The 18,515-nt window shown below is 72.8% G+C and carries 10 protein-coding genes and 1 pseudogene; 7 read left to right on the top strand and 4 right to left on the bottom strand.

Features of this window, described 5'->3' with window-relative positions; genetic code table 11:
- The first annotated feature begins 959 nt into the window (after positions 1-959).
- From zwf to ACL02R_RS16150, 4 genes are read left to right on the top strand one after another with little or no spacing between them, the layout of a single operon-like run.
- Positions 960-2,498 carry a glucose-6-phosphate dehydrogenase gene (zwf, locus tag ACL02R_RS16165; protein WP_412797607.1) on the top strand — a complete coding sequence of 513 codons (1,539 nt, stop codon included), beginning with the start codon at positions 960-962 and terminating at the stop codon, positions 2,496-2,498.
- Entirely contained in the window at positions 2,495-3,544 is a 1,050-nt protein-coding gene (gene opcA / locus ACL02R_RS16160; protein ID WP_412797606.1) for a glucose-6-phosphate dehydrogenase assembly protein OpcA, read from the top strand. Before zwf ends, opcA begins: the two co-directional genes overlap by 4 nt.
- Entirely contained in the window at positions 3,537-5,186 is a 1,650-nt protein-coding gene (gene pgi, locus ACL02R_RS16155; protein WP_412797605.1) for a glucose-6-phosphate isomerase, read from the top strand. Before opcA ends, pgi begins: the two co-directional genes overlap by 8 nt.
- Positions 5,179-5,781, top strand: coding sequence for a histidine phosphatase family protein (locus tag ACL02R_RS16150; protein ID WP_412797604.1), 603 nt, complete (start codon positions 5,179-5,181; stop codon positions 5,779-5,781). The genes pgi and ACL02R_RS16150 overlap by 8 nt, the downstream gene beginning before the upstream one ends.
- A 38-nt stretch (positions 5,782-5,819) precedes the next feature.
- Here ACL02R_RS16150 and ACL02R_RS16145 read toward each other — a convergent pair whose 3' ends face one another.
- A complete protein-coding gene (locus ACL02R_RS16145) occupies positions 5,820-6,902 on the bottom strand; it encodes an Lrp/AsnC family transcriptional regulator (protein ID WP_412797603.1) in 1,083 nt (360 codons plus the stop codon).
- A 93-nt stretch (positions 6,903-6,995) separates the two neighbouring features.
- Between ACL02R_RS16145 and ACL02R_RS16140 the strand changes: the two genes are divergently transcribed.
- Both ACL02R_RS16140 and ACL02R_RS16135 read left to right on the top strand, forming a co-directional pair.
- Positions 6,996-8,231: an amidohydrolase family protein gene (locus tag ACL02R_RS16140; protein ID WP_412797602.1), complete on the top strand. Its 1,236-nt coding sequence runs from the start codon at positions 6,996-6,998 to the stop codon at positions 8,229-8,231.
- 44 nt (positions 8,232-8,275) lie between these two features.
- Positions 8,276-9,856, top strand: coding sequence for an AbgT family transporter (locus tag ACL02R_RS16135; protein WP_412797601.1), 1,581 nt, complete (start codon positions 8,276-8,278; stop codon positions 9,854-9,856).
- Between the two features lie 382 nt (positions 9,857-10,238).
- On the opposite strand, the gene ACL02R_RS16130 is transcribed toward ACL02R_RS16135, so the two are convergent.
- The 3 genes and pseudogenes from ACL02R_RS16130 to ACL02R_RS16120 all read right to left on the bottom strand — a co-directional run.
- Positions 10,239-10,880, bottom strand: a complete 642-nt coding sequence (locus ACL02R_RS16130) for a hypothetical protein (RefSeq protein ID WP_412797600.1) — start codon at positions 10,878-10,880, stop codon at positions 10,239-10,241.
- 1 nt (position 10,881) lies between these two features.
- Positions 10,882-15,333, bottom strand: coding sequence for an RHS repeat-associated core domain-containing protein (locus ACL02R_RS16125; RefSeq protein WP_412797599.1), 4,452 nt, complete (start codon positions 15,331-15,333; stop codon positions 10,882-10,884).
- Positions 15,334-15,742: 409 nt separating this feature from the next.
- A pseudogene (locus tag ACL02R_RS16120) lies at positions 15,743-16,189 on the bottom strand (tetratricopeptide repeat protein); the annotation flags it as partial.
- Positions 16,190-16,291: 102 nt separating this feature from the next.
- On the opposite strand from ACL02R_RS16120, the gene ACL02R_RS16115 reads away from it, so the two are divergent.
- A complete protein-coding gene (locus tag ACL02R_RS16115; RefSeq protein WP_412797598.1) occupies positions 16,292-18,481 on the top strand; it encodes an MMPL family transporter in 2,190 nt (729 codons plus the stop codon).
- Positions 18,482-18,515: the final 34 nt, after the last annotated feature.

Genomic DNA, 18,515 nt, shown 5'->3' with positions numbered 1-18,515 from the left:
CCGCCGTCCCTGCGGTGTTCCCGTATGCGGGCAGGTAACTCGGGGGAACGGGCGGGCATCTCGGTCCTTCCTGGTCCGGAAGACGGCGGGAACGCGTCCGGACGGCGTGCGTCGAGTGGCCCAACTATGCTTGTGGCACAAGCGGATTGGCAAGCCGCACTTTGCGATTTGTATAGTGGCGTCCGCCTTACGTCCCGATGGGCCGCCGCATACGCGCCGGTGTCCGCCCCGCCGCGGGGCTGTGAACGGTCCCGTGGCCGCCGCGTGGTGAAGTCGGGAGTCCGCCGGGTGATTGCCGTCCGGACGGGCGCGAGGCCGGTCGGCCTGCGAAGACGCGGGCGCCGGTGCCGACGGGAACGGCGGTTCCTTTTCCCGGGAGCGAGGGCCCCGGGGCGCGCGCAAAGGGCGCTTTCCATTTCCGTGTTCGCGAATGCCGATGTTCCCGCACCGGGGTCCGCGCTGCCGCGCGCCCGTTTTCCCGCGCCGGGGGAGCGGTACCGCGGAGCCGGAAAAGTGACGGCGGACACCTTGGTTGTACGTGCGGGCAATGGGCGGATTATCCTCGCACCTGTGGAAGCGCTCTCGCATAACCTCCCGGGCGGGCGCACCATTTCCCCACAGCGGAACTCCGCCGCCCGGCGCATGGGAGCGCTCCCTTCGCGGGTCCCCCGGAATCCCCCGCCCCGCCCCGGCCCGGCCGCCCCTCGCGCCGCACACGCCCCGCCGCCGCCGCGCAGATGCCGGGGTGGGCGCCGTATGCCCCCTCCGCCGCTTGGCCGGGAATGCCCGGGGCACGCTGAGCATTGAACATCCCGACGACAAGATCAGCAGGAGACCCGATGTCCCGTACCGCACCACCGGGCCGCCGCGCCGCGCGGGCGACCCGGGCGCCACAGGGCCCGTCCGCCTCCGCCGAGCACCCACAGGGGCGGCGCGCCGCCGTCCGGGAGGGCTGACCCATGACGGACTCCGACACCTGGACCAACCCGCTGCGCGACACCGCCAACGACCGCCGGCTGCCACGCATCGCGGGGCCGTCAGGGCTGGTGATCTTCGGCGTCACCGGCGACCTGTCGCGCAAGAAGCTGATGCCCGCCGTCTACGACCTGGCCAACCGCGGCCTGCTCCCGCCGGGCTTCTCCCTCGTCGGCTTCGCCCGCCGCGACTGGGAGGACGAGGACTTCGCGCAGGTCGTGCACGACGCGGTGCGCGAGCACGCCAGGACGCCGTTCCGCGAGGAGGTCTGGCAGCAGCTCGCGGAGGGGATGCGCTTCATACCCGGCCAGTTCGACGACGACGAGGCGTTCAAGCGGCTCGGCGAGACGATCGCCGAGCTGGACTCCGCGCGCGGCACGGGCGGGAACTTCGCGTTCTACCTGTCGGTGCCGCCGAAGTTCTTCCCGCAGGTGGTCAGGCAGCTCAAGCGGCACGGGCTGGCGGACGCGCCCGCCGGGTCGTGGCGGCGCGCGGTGATCGAGAAGCCGTTCGGCCGCGACCTCGCCACCGCCGAGGAGCTGAACGCGGTGGTGCACGAGGTCTTCCCGCCGCGCGAGGTCTTCCGCATCGACCACTACCTCGGCAAGGAGACCGTCCAGAACATCCTGGCGCTCCGCTTCGCCAACACCCTCTTCGAGCCGATCTGGAACCGCGGTTATGTGGACCATGTGCAGATCACGATGGCCGAGGACATCGGCATCGGCGGCCGCGCGGGCTACTACGACGGCATCGGCTCGGCCCGCGACGTCATCCAGAACCACCTCCTCCAGCTCCTCGCCCTCACCGCCATGGAGGAGCCGGCCGACTTCGACGCCGACGCGCTGATGGCCGAGAAGCTCAAGGTCCTCAAGGCCGTGCAGCTCCCCGACGACCTGGCGCGGCACACCGTGCGCGGCCAGTACACGGCCGGGTGGCAGGGCGGCGAGAAGGTCGGCGGCTACCTGGAGGAGGAGGGCATCGACCCCCGGTCGCGCACCGACACCTACGCCGCCGTCCGCCTCGAAGTGGACAACCGGCGCTGGGCGGGCGTGCCGTTCTACCTGCGCACGGGCAAACGGCTCGGGCGGCGCGTCACCGAGATCGCCGTCGTTTTCCAGCGCGCCCCCCACTCCCCGTTCGACACCACCGACACCCAGGAACTGGGGCACAACGCGCTGGTGATCCGCGTCCAGCCGGACGAGGGCGTCACCGTGCGCTTCGGCTCGAAGGTGCCCGGCACCCAGATGGAGATCCGCGACGTCACGATGGACTTCGCCTACGGCGAGTCCTTCACCGAGTCCAGCCCGGAGGCGTATGAGCGCCTGCTCCTCGACGTCCTCCTCGGCGACGCCAACCTCTTCCCCCGCCACCAGGAGGTGGAGGAGTCCTGGCGCATCCTCGACCCGGTCGAGGAGTTCTGGGACACGCACGGCAGGCCCGCCCCCTACCCCGCCGGGACGTGGGGCCCGGACGAGGCCGACGAGATGCTCGCACGAGACGGAAGGACCTGGCGGCGGCCATGAGCACCGAACTGACCGGCACCACCTCAGCCAAGATCAACGCGGCGCTGGTCGCCGCGCGCCGCGCCGCGGGCAGCCCCGCCGTCGGCATGGTGCTGACCCTCGTCATCGTCACCGACGAGGAGAACGCCCACGACTCCCTGAAGGCCGCCCGCGACGCCTCCACCGAGCACCCGTCGCGCATCCTCGTCGTCATCCGCCGCCCCGGCAGGAGCGCGCGCCGCACCGAGTCGCGCCTCGACGCCGACGTACGCGCCGGCGGGGCGGCCGGCAACGGCGAGACCGTCCTGCTGCGGCTGCACGGCGAACTGGCCGACCACGCCGACTCCGTCGTCCTGCCGCTGCTCCTGCCGGACGCGCCCGTCGTCGTCTGGTGGCCGGTGGACGCGCCCGAGGTGCCCTCCCGCGACCCGCTCGGCGCCCTCGCGCAGCGCAGGATCACCGACGCGTACGCCGTCGAGGACCCGCTCGCCCAGCTCGACGCCCGCGCCGCCGCCTATGCGCCGGGCGACACCGACCTGGCGTGGACGCGCCTCACGCCCTGGCGCTCGATGCTCGCGGCGGCGCTCGACGAGGGCGGCGCGGCCGTGACCTCGGCCACCGTCGAGAGCGAGGCGGACAACCCGAGCGCCGAACTGCTCGCCCGCTGGTTCTCCGACCGGCTGCGCGTCCCCGTCGAGCGGATCGTCACCGGCGGCCCCGTCGTGACGGCCGCCAGGCTGCGGACCGAGGACGGCGAGATACGCATCGACCGCCCGGACGGCCCCGTGGCGCGCCTGTCCATCCCGGGCCAGCCGACGCGCACCCTCGCGCTCAAGGTCCGCGGCACGTCCGAGCTGATCGCCGAGGAGCTGCGCCGTCTCGACCCGGACGAGGCGTACGCGGCGGCGCTCGCCGCGCGCGTCACCCCGCCGCCCGCCCAGGACGGCGGCGGGTCGCGGGACGCGGCCGGAGGGCGCAGGATCGAGGGCACGGACACGCAGCACACGGACACGCAGCTCACCGATGACGAGCACACGCACGACCGGCGGGAGACCTCCGATGCCTGACCCGACGCGCCTGACCCGGCTGCCCGAGTGGACCGCCCTGGCGAAGCACCGCGAGCAGACGGCGGGCACGCGGCTGCGCGACCTGTTCGACGCCGACCCCGGTAGGGCGGACCGGTTCACCACCCGCGTCGGCGACCTGCGGGTGGACTGGTCGAAGCAGCTCGTGACCGACGAGACGGTGCGGCTGCTGCTCGACCTGGCCGCCGCCCGGGACGTCGCGGGGCTGCGGGACGCGATGTTCCGTGGCGGGAAGATCAATGTGACGGAGGGGCGGGCGGTGCTGCACACGGCGCTGCGCGCGCCGCGTGACGCGGTGGTGGAGGTGGACGGGGAGAACGTCGTCCCGCGCGTCCACGAGGTGCTGGACCGGATGGCGGGCTTCGCCGACGCCGTGCGGGACGGCCGGTGGGCGGGCGCGACCGGCCGCCGCATCCGGCATGTCGTGAACATCGGCATCGGCGGCTCCGACCTGGGCCCGGCCATGGCGTACGAGGCGCTGCGCCCGTACGCGGACCGCCGGATCGACGTGCGGTTCGTGTCGAACGTGGACGGCGCGGACCTGCACGAGGCGCTGCGCGGCCTGGACCCGGCGGAGACGCTGTTCGTCGTCGCCTCGAAGACGTTCACGACGATCGAGACGATCACCAACGCGACGTCGGCCAGGCAGTGGCTGCTCGACGGCCTCGGCGCGGGGCAGGAGGCGGTCGCCCTGCACTTCGTGGCCCTGTCCACGAACGCGGAGAAGGTCGCCGGCTTCGGCATCGACCCGGTGAACATGTTCGAGTTCTGGGACTGGGTCGGCGGGCGGTACTCCTACGACTCGGCGATCGGTCTGTCGCTGATGATCGCGATCGGTCCCGACCGCTTCCGGGAGATGCTCGACGGTTTCCACACCGTGGACGAGCACTTCAGGACCGCCCCGCCGGAGCAGAACGTTCCGCTCCTCCTCGGCCTGCTGGGTGTCTGGTACGGGGCGTTCTTCGGGGCGCAGTCGCACGCGGTGCTGCCGTACAGCCATTACCTGTCGCGGTTCACGGCGTACCTCCAGCAGCTCGACATGGAGTCGAACGGCAAGTCCGTCACCCGTGGGGGTGAACCGGTGGACTGGCAGACCGGGCCCGTGGTGTGGGGGACGCCGGGGACGAACGGGCAGCACGCGTACTACCAGCTGCTGCACCAGGGCACCAAGGTCATCCCCGCCGACCTGATCGGCTTCGCCGAGCCCGTGCCCGGACTCGAACCCGCCCTGGCCGCCCAGCACGACCTGCTGATGGCGAACCTCTTCGCCCAGGGCCAGGCCCTCGCCTTCGGCAAGACCGCCGACGAGGTACGGGCCGAGGGCGTTCCCGACGCGCAGGTGCCGCACCGCACGTTCCCCGGCAACCGGCCGACCACGACGATCCTCGCGCCCCGCCTCACCCCGTCCGTCCTCGGGCAGCTGATCGCGCTGTACGAGCACAAGGTGTTCGTGCAGGGCGCGGTGTGGGACATCGACTCGTTCGACCAGTGGGGCGTGGAGCTGGGCAAGGTCCTCGCCAAGCGCGTCGAACCGGCCCTCACCGAGGGCGCCGGCGTCCCCGGGCTCGACCCGTCCACCACCGCCCTCGTCGCCGCCTACCGGAAGCTGCGCGGCCGTGGGTGAGCTGATCCTGGTCCGGCACGGCGAGACCGAGTGGAGCGCCACGCACCGGCACACCAGCTGGACCGACCTCCCGCTCACCCCCCACGGCGAGGAGCAGGCGCGCGCCGTCGCGCCGCTCCTCGCCGGGCGCCCGGTCGCGGCCGTCCTCGTCAGCCCGCTCGGCCGCGCCCTGCGCACGGCCGAGCTGGCCGGGCTGCGCGACCCGGAGCACGTGGCGGACCTCCACGAGTGGGACTACGGCGCGTACGAGGGCATCACGACCGTCGACATCCACCGCGACCGCCCCACCTGGGACCTGTGGACCGACGGTGTGCCGCCGGGCCCCGACGGGCATCCCGGCGAGACGCCCGAGCAGGTCGGCGCCCGCGCAGACCGCGTCCTCGACCGCGTCGCGCCCCTGCTGGCCGACCCGGACGCCGACGACGTGGTCCTCGTCTCGCACGCGCACTTCCTGCGCGTCCTGACCGCGCGCCGCCTCGGGCTGCCGGTCGGCGGCGGCAGCCTGTTCTTCCTGGACACGGGCACGGTCAGCCGCCTCGGGCTCGAACACGGCAGGCCCGTCGTCACGGCCTGGAACGCGACCGCCGTCGGCTGACATCCATCAGGGCATCCCGCCCCGCCCCGTCCGCCGCGTCAGTTCGTCCACGTGTTGATCGGCACGCTGCGGACGCTGTGCCCGTGCCGGTCGAGGATGCGGCCCACGTGCTTGAACGTCCGCAGGATCACCGAGCGCTCGACGACCCGCAGCCGCAGCGGCCCGAGCTCGCGCGAGATGTGCGCCTCCAGCGCGTGCACGTCGTGCAGCGTCCGCAGCCACACGTCGAGGAACAGGTTGTGCGGCCCGGCCGTCATGGTGCACAGCCGCAGCTCGGGCAGGGTCCGCAGCGCCGTGGCGGTCGCGTCCAGGTGCTCGGCCGGCACGGACGCGAAGTACATCGCGGACACCGGCCAGCCCGTCAGCGGCCTGGCCAGGTTGCAGCGCAGCGCGAGACGCCCGCTGGCGAGCAGCCGCCCCAGGGCGCGCCGCGTCGTCGCGACGCTCGCGTCCACCTCCCTGGCCAGCGCCGCGAGCGGCATCCGGCCGTCCGTCCCCAGCGCCACCGCGATGCGCCGCTCCACCGGCCGCAGCGGCTCCGCCGGTACGGGCGTCCCCGGCGCGGGCCGCGGCTCCGCCGACAGCCGCAGCTGCTCGCGCTGCGCCGCGTTCAGCGACCGCAGGCGCCACTGGCTGCCCTCGAACGGTGTGGCCGTGATCACGTGCACGCGCGCGCCGTGCACGCCGGGCACCCGGCACACCCGCTCGCTCACGTACTCCGCCAGCGTGTCCACGTCCACGGCCTGCACCAGCGCGACGAGGTCCCGGCTGCCCGAGGTCTGCTTGAGGCTGAGTATCCCGGCGTCCTCGCACAGCGTCCGCACCACGTCCGTCAGCCGCGCGCCGTTGACCGCGATCTCCAGCTGCGCCCAGGTCATGTCCTCCTGGGCGGGTGACAGGTAGCCGTCCACCCATGCGGCGCCCGCGTCGCACAGCCTGGCCCAGCGGCGGGCGGCCGTGACCGGGTCGATCTCCAGCACGGAGCCGACGAGCGTCCAGGGCGCGCGTGGCTGGATCTGGAGGGCGTGCACGATGGCCAGATCCAGCTCGTCGAGGCGCGCCGGACCGTCGCCTCCGGCCGATCCCTGCGTCTCCAAGGGGCGACCGATTCCTGCGGTCATGGCGTCCTCCGGAACGATTCCTGCGCTGTAACAGCGTCTTCATAGTATGAACAGACGATATTCGCCGTCTTACCCGCCCCAGGAGGGACAGCAGTGCCGACCACACCTCTGACGTTCACCGGAGCCCGGATCATCGACGGAACGGGCGCCGCCCCGGTCACCGACGGCGAGCTGCACACCGACGGGAACGGCGACCTGACCTACGTGGGCCCGGCCGCCGGAGCGCCGCCGCGCCCCGAAGGCGCGCAGGTCATCGACGTGGCGGGCCAGACCGTGCTCCCCGGCTTCATCGACTGCCACGTCCACTTCTCCGTCGCCGCACCGTCGGAAATCGGCCAGCGCTTCGCGATGGACCCGACCCTCGCCACCCTGCGCACCGCCGAGCGCATGCGCGAGACGCTGTACGCGGGCGTCACCACCGCCCGCGACCTCGGCGGCACCCCCGCCGGGTTCCGCGCCGCCGTGGCCGAGGGCCTCATCCAGGGCCCCCGCCTGCACACCGCCGTCCGCATCATGGGCCACACCGGCGGTCACGCCGACTTCACCACCCCGGACGGCTACGACACCAGCTCCGGCATGGGCGAGATCGTCGACACGGTGGACCAGACCCGCGTCGCCGTCCGCCGGCTGCTGCGCGAGGGCGCCGACGTCATCAAGCTCTGCGCCACCGGTGGCATGGGCAGCCCCCACGACCAGCCCGACGACGAGGGCCTGAGCGAGGACGAGATCCGCACCGTCGTGGACGAGGTCTCCCGCCACGGCGGCCGGCCCGTCGCCGCGCACGCCCAGGGCCTCGCCGGCATCATGAACGCCCTGCGCGGCGGCGTCACCAGCGTCGAGCACGCCTACGGCATCGACGACGAGGCGTGCGACCTCGCCGGCGAACGCGGCGTCTTCATCGTGCCGACGCTCTCCACCACCCTGGAGGGCATCGACAGGTCCCGCATGGAGCCGTACCACTACGAGAAGAAGATCCGCTGGTCCGAGCGGACCAAGATCAACATCTCCCGCGCCATCGAGCGCGGCCTGAAGATCGCCCTCGGCACCGACTCCGGCGTCTGCCCCCACGCCAGGAACCTGCGCGAGCTGACCCACCTCGTGTCCCTCGGCATGTCCCCCATGGACGCCATCGTCGCCGGCACCAGGACCGGCGCCGAGCTCCTCGGCCTCGCCGACCGGATCGGCACCCTCCAGGCGGGCAAGGCCGCCGACCTGGTGGTGTGCGACGGCGACCCCCTCGCCGACATCTCCGTCCTCGCCGCCCCCGGGCGCATCCGGCACGTCGTCCAGCAGGGCGTCGTCCACACGTCCCCGGCCCCCGGGCACTGATACCCGCGCGCCCCGCCGCGCTCACGAAAGGTACAACGCGCATCATGCAGGAATCGCTCGCCCGGTCCCCGGGCACGGGCCCCGGCTCCGGCCCCGGCGGTGGCTCCCGGCTCCTCGACCGCGTCCTCGGCGGTATCGAGCGCGCGGGCAACCGGCTGCCACACCCGTTCTTCCTCTTCTGCGGACTCTTCGTCCTGCTCGGCGCCGTCTCGTCCGTCCTCGCCGCGATCGACGCGGACGTGGCGGTGCCGGGCAGCGACGAGGTGCTGGAGGTCAAGGGGCTGTTCACCGGTGAGGGCCTCCAGTGGCTGCTGGAGAACCTGATCCCCAACTTCACCGGTTTCCCGTCGCTCGGCACCGTGATGCTGATGATGATGGCCGTCGGCGTCGCCGAGCGGACGGGCCTGCTGGAGACCGTGGTGCGGGCGACCATCGCCCGCGCCCCCGCGCGCTGGCTGCCGTACGTGGTCGCGTTCGTGGCCTGCCAGGGCCACGTGATGAGCGACATATCGATCCTCGTCATCCCGCCGCTCGCCGCCCTGGCGTTCCGCAGCGCCGGGCGCAACCCGGTCGCGGGCCTCATCGGCGGCTTCGCCTGCACCTGCGCCGGCTACGCGGCGGGCTTCATCGTCGGCTCGCTCGACGCCCTGTACGTCGGCATCACCGAGCAGGCCACCGCCGTCCTCCCCATCGGCGAGGGCGCCCCCACCCACATCCTCGTCAACTACTTCTTCACCGCCGCCGCCAGCGCCGTCCTCGGCGCCCTGGGCGGTTTCCTGATCGACCGCGTCCTGGAGCCCCGGCTGCCCCAGCCCGACGACGAGGCCGCCGAGCTGGCCTCCGACGGCGTGACCACCGAGGTCACCGCGATCCAGAAGCGCGGCCTGGCCGTCACCGGCATCGCGCTGGCGGTCTACGCGGCGGTCGTCCTCGTCGGCTGGCTGATCCCCGGCAGCCCGCTGCGCGGCGAGGGCGGCGCGCTCGTCCAGTCCCCGGTGATGTCCGGCATCGTGCCGATCCTCTTCGTGGCCTTCCTGCTGAGCGGCATCGTGTACGGCCTCACCGTGCGCACCCTCACCAAGGCCGAGGACGTACCGAAGCTGATGGCCGAGTCCGTCACCAGCATGTCGTCGTACATCGTCCTGATCTTCGCCATCGCCCAGGTGATCGCGGTCTTCAACTGGTCGAACGTCGGTACGCTCCTCGCCGTCAAGGCGGCGGCCCTGCTGGAGGACATCGGCCTCACCGGCTTCACCGGCATCGTGCTGTTCGTCCTCCTGGTCACGCTGCTGAACCTGTTCATCACCTCGGGCTCGGCCCTGTGGTCGCTGATGGCCCCGGTGTTCGTGCCGACGTTCATGCTGCTCGGCATGGAACCGGCGCTGACCCAGGCCGCGTTCCGCATCGGCGACTCGGCGACGCAGATGATCACGCCGATGAACCCGTACCTCTTCCTCACCCTGGCGCTGCTGCGCCGCTACGAACCCTCGGCCCAGCTGGGGACGCTGCTCTCCCGGCTGGCGATCTTTGTCGTGCCGTTCCTGATCGCCTGGCTGGCCGTGCTCGGCATCTTCTACGGCTTCGACCTCCCCCTCGGCCCCGGCGCGGACATCCACATGCCGTAGCCCACACCCCGGCACACCCGACACCCCACGGGCCCGGCGGACATCCGCCGGGCCCGTGGGCCGTTGGTCGTCCGGGGCAGCGCGCAGGTCACGTCGCCCACCGCTCCCGGCGCCATGCCCTGAAGAGCTCGACCGCGAGCCAGTGGCCGGTGAGTTCGGCGAGTTCTCCGGCGGACATGCGGGGGCCCTGCGTGGCCCTGCGGGTGGGGTCGGCGCCGCGTGCGAGGGGCAGTGCCGTCGCTCTCGACGTCCACCGCGTGCACGAGCAGCGGGATGCCGGACTGCGCCTCCTCGACATCCGCCCCCGCGTCGAGCGCCGCCCGCAGGGCCCGTACGTCGTGCTGCTCGACGGCCGCGTTGGCCGGGCCGCGCATCGGGTGGGTCATGGCTGTCCGATCAGTGCGCCGATGCGCTGGCCGTAGGTGCGCCAGCGGTCCTGGTCGTCGCGGGTGAAGCGGTGTCCATCCGTGAGGATCACGCCGAGGCGGGCGACGCGCCAGATGCGGAAGACCGCGCGGACGCCGGAGTCCTGGTCGAGTCCGCTGAGGCGCGCTGTGCCGCGCAGCGCGCGGACGATCGGTTCGGCCTGCCCGCCGGGCGGTCCCGGCCGCAGGGTGAGGGCGGCGGAGACCAGGCCGGTGAGGAACTCGCTGAACTGGAAGTCGCGGCCCGCCGAGACCAGGCGCGCCCGGACGACCGGATCGTCCGCTTCCAGCGGCGGGCTCTCGGTCCGCTGGAGCCACTGCGGCAGCCGGACGGCGAAGTCGGGGTCGCGGTGCCAGCCCATCTCCTCGAACAGTTGCATGCCCGCCGGGGTGAAGCCGGTGGCGGCCCGGATGTCTTCGAGGACCAGGTCGAGCGCGTTGCCGTGGGCGGAGGAGAAGGCGGCGGCGGACAGGTCCGCCAGTGGTGTGGCGGGCGGCGCGGTCGCGACGGTCGCGAGCACGACGAGCCCGCCCAGCGGCGCGAACACGGCGCGGGCACACACCTCTTCGACCCGGGTCAACCGGGGTTCGGGGGTCACGTCACGCTCTCCTCGGCAGAAGGTCGGCCGGGTACTGGTCCTGCCAGGTGCCGTCGAAGAAGGCCGTCATCGCGTCCATGTTGCTCAGTACTTCGGGGTTGCCCTGGTTGAGCATGTCCACACCCGCCTGGGTGTTGACGAACCACTCGGGGTCCGGCGTGTCGCCGGGCCCTGTCCGCCCGATGCGCTGGGCGAAGTCGAGCGGCACCTCGACACGGATGACCATGCCGCCGGGGCCGGCCGCGTACTGGTTGATGGCGCGCATGGGGTTGTTGGTGAGGTAAATGCCTGACTCCGGGGTGTACCCGCGCCGGGCCACGTCGTCCGGCACGTGCAGTGTGAACTGACTGCCCCGGAAGTCCTGCGTCCCGTGGTACAGCGGTACGACATCCGGGTGAGCCGCCAACCCGAGAGGATCAATCCACGTCAGCGGGTTGACGACATACGCGTAGGCGCTGGGCGAGGGAAGCAGCCCGAGGGGGTCGGGCGAGAGGTAACGGGCGGTCTCGGGGTCGTAGTAGCGGGCGTAGTTGTAGTGGAGCCCACTCTCCTGGTCGTGGTACTGGCCGGGGAACCGTAAGGGGACGGGCGGCGGTGCCGCGTCCCGCGGGACGCCCCAGAGAGTGCCGCTGTCCTCCCAGACGGTCGCCCCGTCCTCGTCCAGCACCTGCGACGGGGTGCCCACCAGGTCAGTGACGATGGCGACGAACCGCCGGTCGATCTCCTCCTGCGGGGAGTCCCGGCTGACGCGCCGCTCGTGCTGGCCGACCACATGGTGGCCGCGCCAGTCCCAGGTGAGGGAGGTGCCGTCCGTCCCGTCCTGTTCGACCGGCGTCGTCCCCGACCAGGTGAACGCGGTCTCCTCGGCGACGGTCGCGCCGTCGTCGCCGAGCCGCTGTTTGGCGATCCGGCGGCCGAAGGCGTCGTAGATGTAGCGCCACACCGTGCCGTCCGGAGTGACGACGCGGACGAGGCGGTCCTGTGCGTCCCACTCGTACCGCCAGCTCTCCGGTTTCCGGGACAGCCGCCGCCGAAGCCGCCGGACGAGGCGGCCCGCCGCGTCGTACGTGTCACGGAGGCGTCCGGCGCGCCGGACGGGGGTGCCGGTACCCGGCGCAGGCCACTCGGCCGCGACGACATCCCCCGCCGCGTCGTACGTGTACGTCTCCACGCCGTGCGGGCCGGTGACGGCGGTGATCCGCCCCGCCGCGTCGAACCCGAACCGCGTGGTCTCCCCGCCGGGGCCACTGAGGGACGCGGGGGAGTGGTCGGGGAGGTAGGTCCACGCCCGCCGCCGGTGCGGGTGGCCGATGGCGTGGACGGTCTCCGCCGTGCGCCGTCCCGCCGCGTCGATGGTCCAGGTGATCCCCACGCCGCCGCCGACATCGCGGTGTGTCTCGCGGCCCAGCGCGTCGTAGGCGAACGTCAGGCTGTGTCCGCCCGTGACCAGCGTGTCCTGGCGGCCCGCCGCGTCGAAGGTCCAGGAACTCCTGTGTCCCGACGGCGTGGTGCGCGCCACGGGCCGACCGGCGTCGTCGTAGGCGTAGGTGATGGTCCGTCCGTTGACCGTCTCCGACACCGGCAGCCCGCTCGGGTCCCGGTGGACCGTCAGCTCGGTGTCGGGCGTCGTGGCGCGCAGGACGCGGCCGAGCGGGTCGTAGGCCCGGGTGCTGACGGGCACGCCGTCCGCCGACACCGCGACGACCTGGCGCAGCGCGTCCCGCTCATAGGTGACGGTCTGACCGGCGGCGTTCGTACGCGCTACGAGGTCGCCCGCCGCGTCCAGGGCGAATTGGACGGTACGGCCGCCGAAATCCGTCTCTGACACGGGACGTCCGGCGGCGTCGTACCTGTAGTCCCAGTTCAGCCCGTCAGGGCCGGTGACACGGGTGACGCGCAGGCCGTGGTCGCGCTCGATGGTGTGGCGCGTGCCGTCCGGGCCGACCCGTGCGGTGGGGAGGTCGAAGGCGCCGTACTCGTAGCGTGTGGTCCGGCCGAGGGCGTCGGTGTCAGAGAGACGGTTGCCCTCCGGGTCGTACGTCCAGGTGTGCGTTGCGCCGAGCGGATCGGTGAGGGAGAGGATGCCGCCTTCCACCGTGTAGGTCGCGCGATGGGCGGCGCCCAGGGGGTCGGTGCGCTCCACCACGCGGCCGAAGGCGTCGCGCCGAAAGGTCACCGTCTCCCCGAGCGGGTCGGTGACCGCCACCGGCAGTCCGGCGGCGTCGCAGCGGACGCGCGTGGTGGTGCCCAGCGCGTCGGTGATCCCGGCGAGGCCACCGTGCGCGTCGTAGGCGAAGCGGGTGCGGCGTCCCGCGCCGTCGACCAGTGCGACACGGTTGCCCGCGCCGTCGTACGCGTGCCGCAGGACGGTGCCGTCCGCTTGGAACACTTCAGTGGGCAGGCCGAGTTCGCCGTACGCGGCGCGGACGGTGCGCCCGTCCGGGCGGGTGATGCTGACCACCTGCCCGGCGTCGTCGTGGGCGAACGCCGTGGTGCGGCCAAGGGGATCCGTCTCCGCGACGAGCCTGTCGTAGCGGTCGTGCTCACGGTGGACGGTGTGGCCGAGCGGGTCGGTGACGGCGACGAGCCGGAAGCTGTCGTCGAACTGGAAGACGGTACGCGCGCCCGCCGCGTCCTCGGCCGTCGTGCGGCGCTGTCCGTCGTCGTAGGTGTAGCGGTATTCGAGCGCGCGGTCGGTGCCGGTGGTGAAGACGCAGCGCCCGGCGGTGTCGTACGTGTAGGCGTACCAGGTCCCGTTGCGGTCCTCCCAGCGGGTGAGGCGGTCGGCGTCGTCGTAGCTGAGGCGGAGGGGGAGGCCGCTCGAATTGCGGATGGCGGCGAGGTTGCCGGCATCGTCGTAGCCGTAGGTGGTGAGGAGGACGGAGCCGGGCCCGTCGTCCAGCCGCAGCGCGGAGACGCGGCCGTCCGTGGTCTTGACGCGGACGTGGTAGCCGCCGGAGTGGACGAGCCCGGTCGGTGTGCCGTCCGGGCCGTGGGGGATGTCGACGCGGTTGCCGTTCGTGTCGGTGACGGCGACGAGGGGCAGTTCACGGGCGGGGGCGCCCGGCACCGGCAGGAAGTGGAGAGTACGGCGTGACTCGGGCTGGTGGACGAGCAGTGCGCCGTCGGGGGTCCCGTCCCAGGACAGCTCCCAGCGCGGGCCTTCGACGGGCAGGACCGGTGTGCCGGGATCGGGCAGAGGGACTGGGTATTCCAGGGCCATGCCGTCCGCGGTGAAGAACCGGACGCCGGTCTCGCCCAGGAGCAGACGCTGGTCGAGGGTGGAGGCCCAGGAGGGGCCGAACAACCGGCCGTCGCGGTAGGCCGAGATGTGGTGGCGTTCGATGACGAGGGGAAGGACACCGGGCAGCGAGACATCGGTGAACGACATGATCAGCTCGCCGGTGGCGACATCCACGGGGTCGCCACAGCCGTTGCGTCGGACCATCTGCACGGCGCGCCCGCGTACCTGGCGGCCCAGACCGGCCGCGCCTTGGGCGAGGCCGCGGAGGCCGGTGCGGGCGGCGGTGAGGCCGCCGCGGAGGCCGCGGGCGAGGCCGCCGAGGGTGGTGAGCCCCTTCATGCCCGGAATGCAGTCCAACGCTGCGAACGCGACGTCGAGGAGCCCTGCTTCGCCGCGTGCGTATTTGATCAACGTGTCGGCGAGGACGACGAGTGCGGCGGCGAGGACGACCCAGGCGAGGGGGCCGCCGATGATCATGACGACGACGCCGAGGACCGCGACGATCACCTTGCAGACGTTGACGATGGTGTCCCAGTTTTCCGTGACCCAGTGCACGGCCCGCTGCCACCATTTGCGGTTGTGGATACCGGCGTCGGACGCTTCATCGATGTCGCGGGCGGCCTGGCGCGCGGCTTCTTCCCGCATCTCCTTGGCCTGGCGGGCGAGTTCGCGGGCCGCGTCCAGGGATTCCTGCGCAGTGTCCACGCGGGCCTGCGCCGCCTCCTGGGCCTCGTCCGCGGCCTGGCGGTCACGGGTGGCGGCCCGCACTTCCGCCTCGTCCGGCGGCGGCGCGCCCGCCCGTTCGCCCTCCCGCTGGAGGCGCTCCGCCTCCTCACCGGCCCGCGACACCCAGCCCTGCGCATCCCCCAACGCACCCTGCGCCGAGGTGAGATCGGCCTGCGCGGCGATCGCACGGTCCAGCGCGCGGTCCGCCTGCCCCTGCGCGGTCTGGAGCTTCGGCCAGTACGTATGTAACGCCTGCGCGCACAGGTCGTAGGAGTCCCGCAGCTTCTCCAGATTGCCCGGCACGCCGTCGAACTCGCTGCGGAACGCCTCCGCGGAGAGCCCCGCCCAGTCCTGCACGGCACGGTCGGAGGCGAGACCCCGGACTTTGCCCAGCGCCTCCGCCACATCATCGGAGAACGTCTGCAAGTCGTCCGCCAGCTCGCGGACCTGCTCGGGATCACCCGGCGTCGGATCGGAATCCATCCCCACCGGAGACCAGTCGGACGGACGGACCATGCGTGCCCCCCTCGCCAGATCCTCCGCGCCCGGACATCGGGGCGCGCCGGAGAGACCGTTCCGGCGTGCACGCACGCCGGACGACGGTCCGCGCCGTTCCTCGGTATCCGGCTTCCGCCGCTGCCCGGCCGGGGAGGACTCCCCGGCGCCCCTGTGGTCGCCACCCCTGCCGGGGGACCCCCGGCCCGTACGGCACGCGGCGACTCGCCCGCGTCACAGGGGCGTCGCACGCCGTGCCGGTACTCCACGGTAGGGACGGTCGCCGTGGGGCGGCAATGGTGCGTCGGTTCCGGATCGGCGGGCCGCGTCCGCCGCGCGCCGTGAATGTCGTGAACGCGCCATGTGCCGGGGCGGTCCTGCTGCCGGTGCAGAACGCGATCGCCTCCCGGTAGTCGGTCACCCCCGTGTCGCCGCTGGTCGTGGCGAGCAGGTGGAGCAGCAGGCCGACGGCTTCCCGGTGCTCGCCCGTGTTGTACAGCGCCATGGCGAGGAACGTCCGCAGCCCGCCGTCGTCGGGGAACTCGGCCACGCCCTGCCGCAGCGTCGCCACCGACTCCGCGTAGCGCCCCAGCGTCCGGTAGGTGCTGCCCAGGCCGAGCAGCGCGCTCTTCCGGTCGTCCGGCGGCGCGGTCTCGTGGGACGGCACGGCCGCCGCTTCGAGGCCGAGCGTGTCGTGCGCCCAGGCGGTCTGGAACGCTGTCTCCAGGTCTTCGGGGAACTCGGCGGCCAGCGCGACCAGTCGGTCCTTGGCGCGCTCCTTCTCGCCCGCCGTGCGCAGCGCGACCGCCCCGGCCGGCCGTTCGTCCCTCGTCAGTGTGCTCATGCCGTCGATCTGCCGTGTCCGCCCGGCGGCCACGGTGTGTCGGAAATGTCGCGGCTGTCCTTTCCCGGGGAAGATCACCAGTGGTCGTCAGGGAAGGAACTCATGTCCGCATTCCTCTTCCGGCTGGGGCGGTGGGCGTTCCGGCGCCGGCGCCTCGTCCTGGTGATCTGGCTCGCCGCCCTCCTGCTCGCCGGGACCGTCGCCGGGGTGAGCGGCGGCGCCACCAACGACGTCTTCACCATCCCCGGCACGGAGTCCCAGCGCACCACCGACCTGCTGGCGCGGCGCCTGCCCGCGTTCGGCGGCGGGCAGGCCCAGGTCGTCATGGTCACGCGCGGCGGCGCGAAGGTCACCGACCCGGGGCCGCGCGCGGGCATCGAGAAGGCGTTCCGCGAGCTGGGCGACGTGCCGCAGGTGGCGTCGGTCACCGACCCGTTCGGCGAACGGCCGCAGGTCTCGCGCGACGGGAAGGTGGCGCTCGGCGGCGTCCAGTTCACCGAGAGCGCGGGCAACGTCGAGGAGAGCACGCTGGACGCGGTGGAGCGCGCCGTACGGCCCGCGCAGCGCGCGGGAGTCCAGGTCGAGTACTCGGGCAGCGTCTACCCGGGCTGGCAGACGGAGATCTCAGAGGCGCCGGAACTGGCCGGGCTCGTCGTCGCGCTGATCATCCTGCTGGTCACGTTCGGCGCGGTCGTCGCCGCGTTCGTCCCGATCGTGACCGCCGTCATCGGCATCGCCATCACCATGACCGGCGTGACGGCCGTCGCCTCCGTCGTGGACATCGCGTCGGCCTCCACCACCGTCGCGCTGATGCTGGGCCTGTCCTGCGGGATCGACTACGGCCTGTTCATCCTCTACCGCCACCGCAACTACCTGCTGACCGGCGTGGAGCCCGAACGCGCCGCGGCGCTCGCCGTCGGCACGGCGGGCGGCTCGGTGGTCTTCGCGGCCCTGACCGTCATCATCGCGCTGTGCGGCCTGTCGGTGGTCGGCATCCCGTTCCTCACCGTCATGGGGCTGTGCGCGGCGGTCGCCGTCCTGATGGCGATGCTCATCGCGCTGACGCTGCTGCCCGCCTTCCTCGGTTTCGCCGGGCGGCGCGTGGTGTCGTTCATCCGGCTGCCGGGCCGCCCGGGACGGCCCGAGCGCACGGCGCGGCGCACCGCGACCGAGCCGGGCAGCACGGCGGGCGCCGCGTGGGCCCGCTTCGTCGTCCGCGCGCGGGTGCCCGTCCTGGCCGGCTGCGTCGTGCTGCTCGGCGTCCTGGCGCTGCCCGCGACGCAGATGGAACTCGGCCTGCCGAGCGGGGCGTCCAAGCCGGAGTCGGACACGCAGCGCAAGGCGTACGACCTCATCGCGGACGGCTTCGGTGTCGGCGCGAACGGGCCGCTGCTGGTCGTGGCGGACGGCGCGCAGGGGCGCGAGCCGGTGGAGCGGATCACCAGGGCGCTCGGCGGCCTGCCCGGCGTCACCAGCGCCGAGCCCATCGCCCAGCGCGACCGGATCGCCGTCGTGCAGGTGGTCCCGAGCACCGGTCCGAGCGACCCGGAGACCGCCGGCCTCGTCCACCGCATCCGCGACGAGCGCGGCCGGATCGAGGAGGGCACGGGCGCGCACCTCACCGTGGGCGGCACCACGGCGTCCAACATCGACGTGTCCGCGAAGCTCTCCTCCGCGCTGCCGGTCTTCCTGGTCGTGGTGGTCGGACTCGCCTTCGTCCTGCTGACGTTCGCGTTCCGCACGTTCTTCGTGCCGCTCAAGTCGATCGTCGGGTTCCTGCTGTCGGTGTGCGCGGCGTTCGGCGCGCAGGTGGCGATGTTCCAGTGGGGCTGGGGGCGGCATCTGCTGGGCATCACCCCCGCCGAGACCGTCAGCTTCCTGCCGATCATCATGCTGGCGATCATCTTCGGCCTGTCCAGCGACTACGAGGTGTTCGTCGTCTCGCGCATCAAGGAGGACTTCACGGCGACCGGCGACGCCGGGGGAGCGGTGGAACGCGGCACGGGCGCCGCGGCCCGCGTGGTGACCGCCGCCGCGCTGATCATGTTCTCGATTTTTGTCGCGTTCATGGTGACCGACGATCCGATCATCCGGTCGATCGGCTTCAGCTTCGCGGTCGGCGTGTTCCTCGACGCGTTCGTCGTGCGCCTGACGCTGGTGCCCGCCGTGATGGCCGTCGTGGGCCGCCGCATCTGGAGCCGGCCGCGCTGGTTCGACCGGTACCTGCCCGACCCGGACATCGAGGGCCACCGGCTGGAACGGCCCGGCGCGCGGCACACGCGGGAGGGCTGATCCGCCGGACCATTGCGCCCGATTCCGGCGAGAG

Source organism: Streptomyces sp. MS19 (assembly GCF_047200595.1).
Lineage (GTDB): Bacteria > Actinomycetota > Actinomycetes > Streptomycetales > Streptomycetaceae > Streptomyces.
The sequence above is the reverse complement of the archived record's forward strand: the minus strand, read 5'-3'. Positions and strand labels throughout refer to the sequence as shown.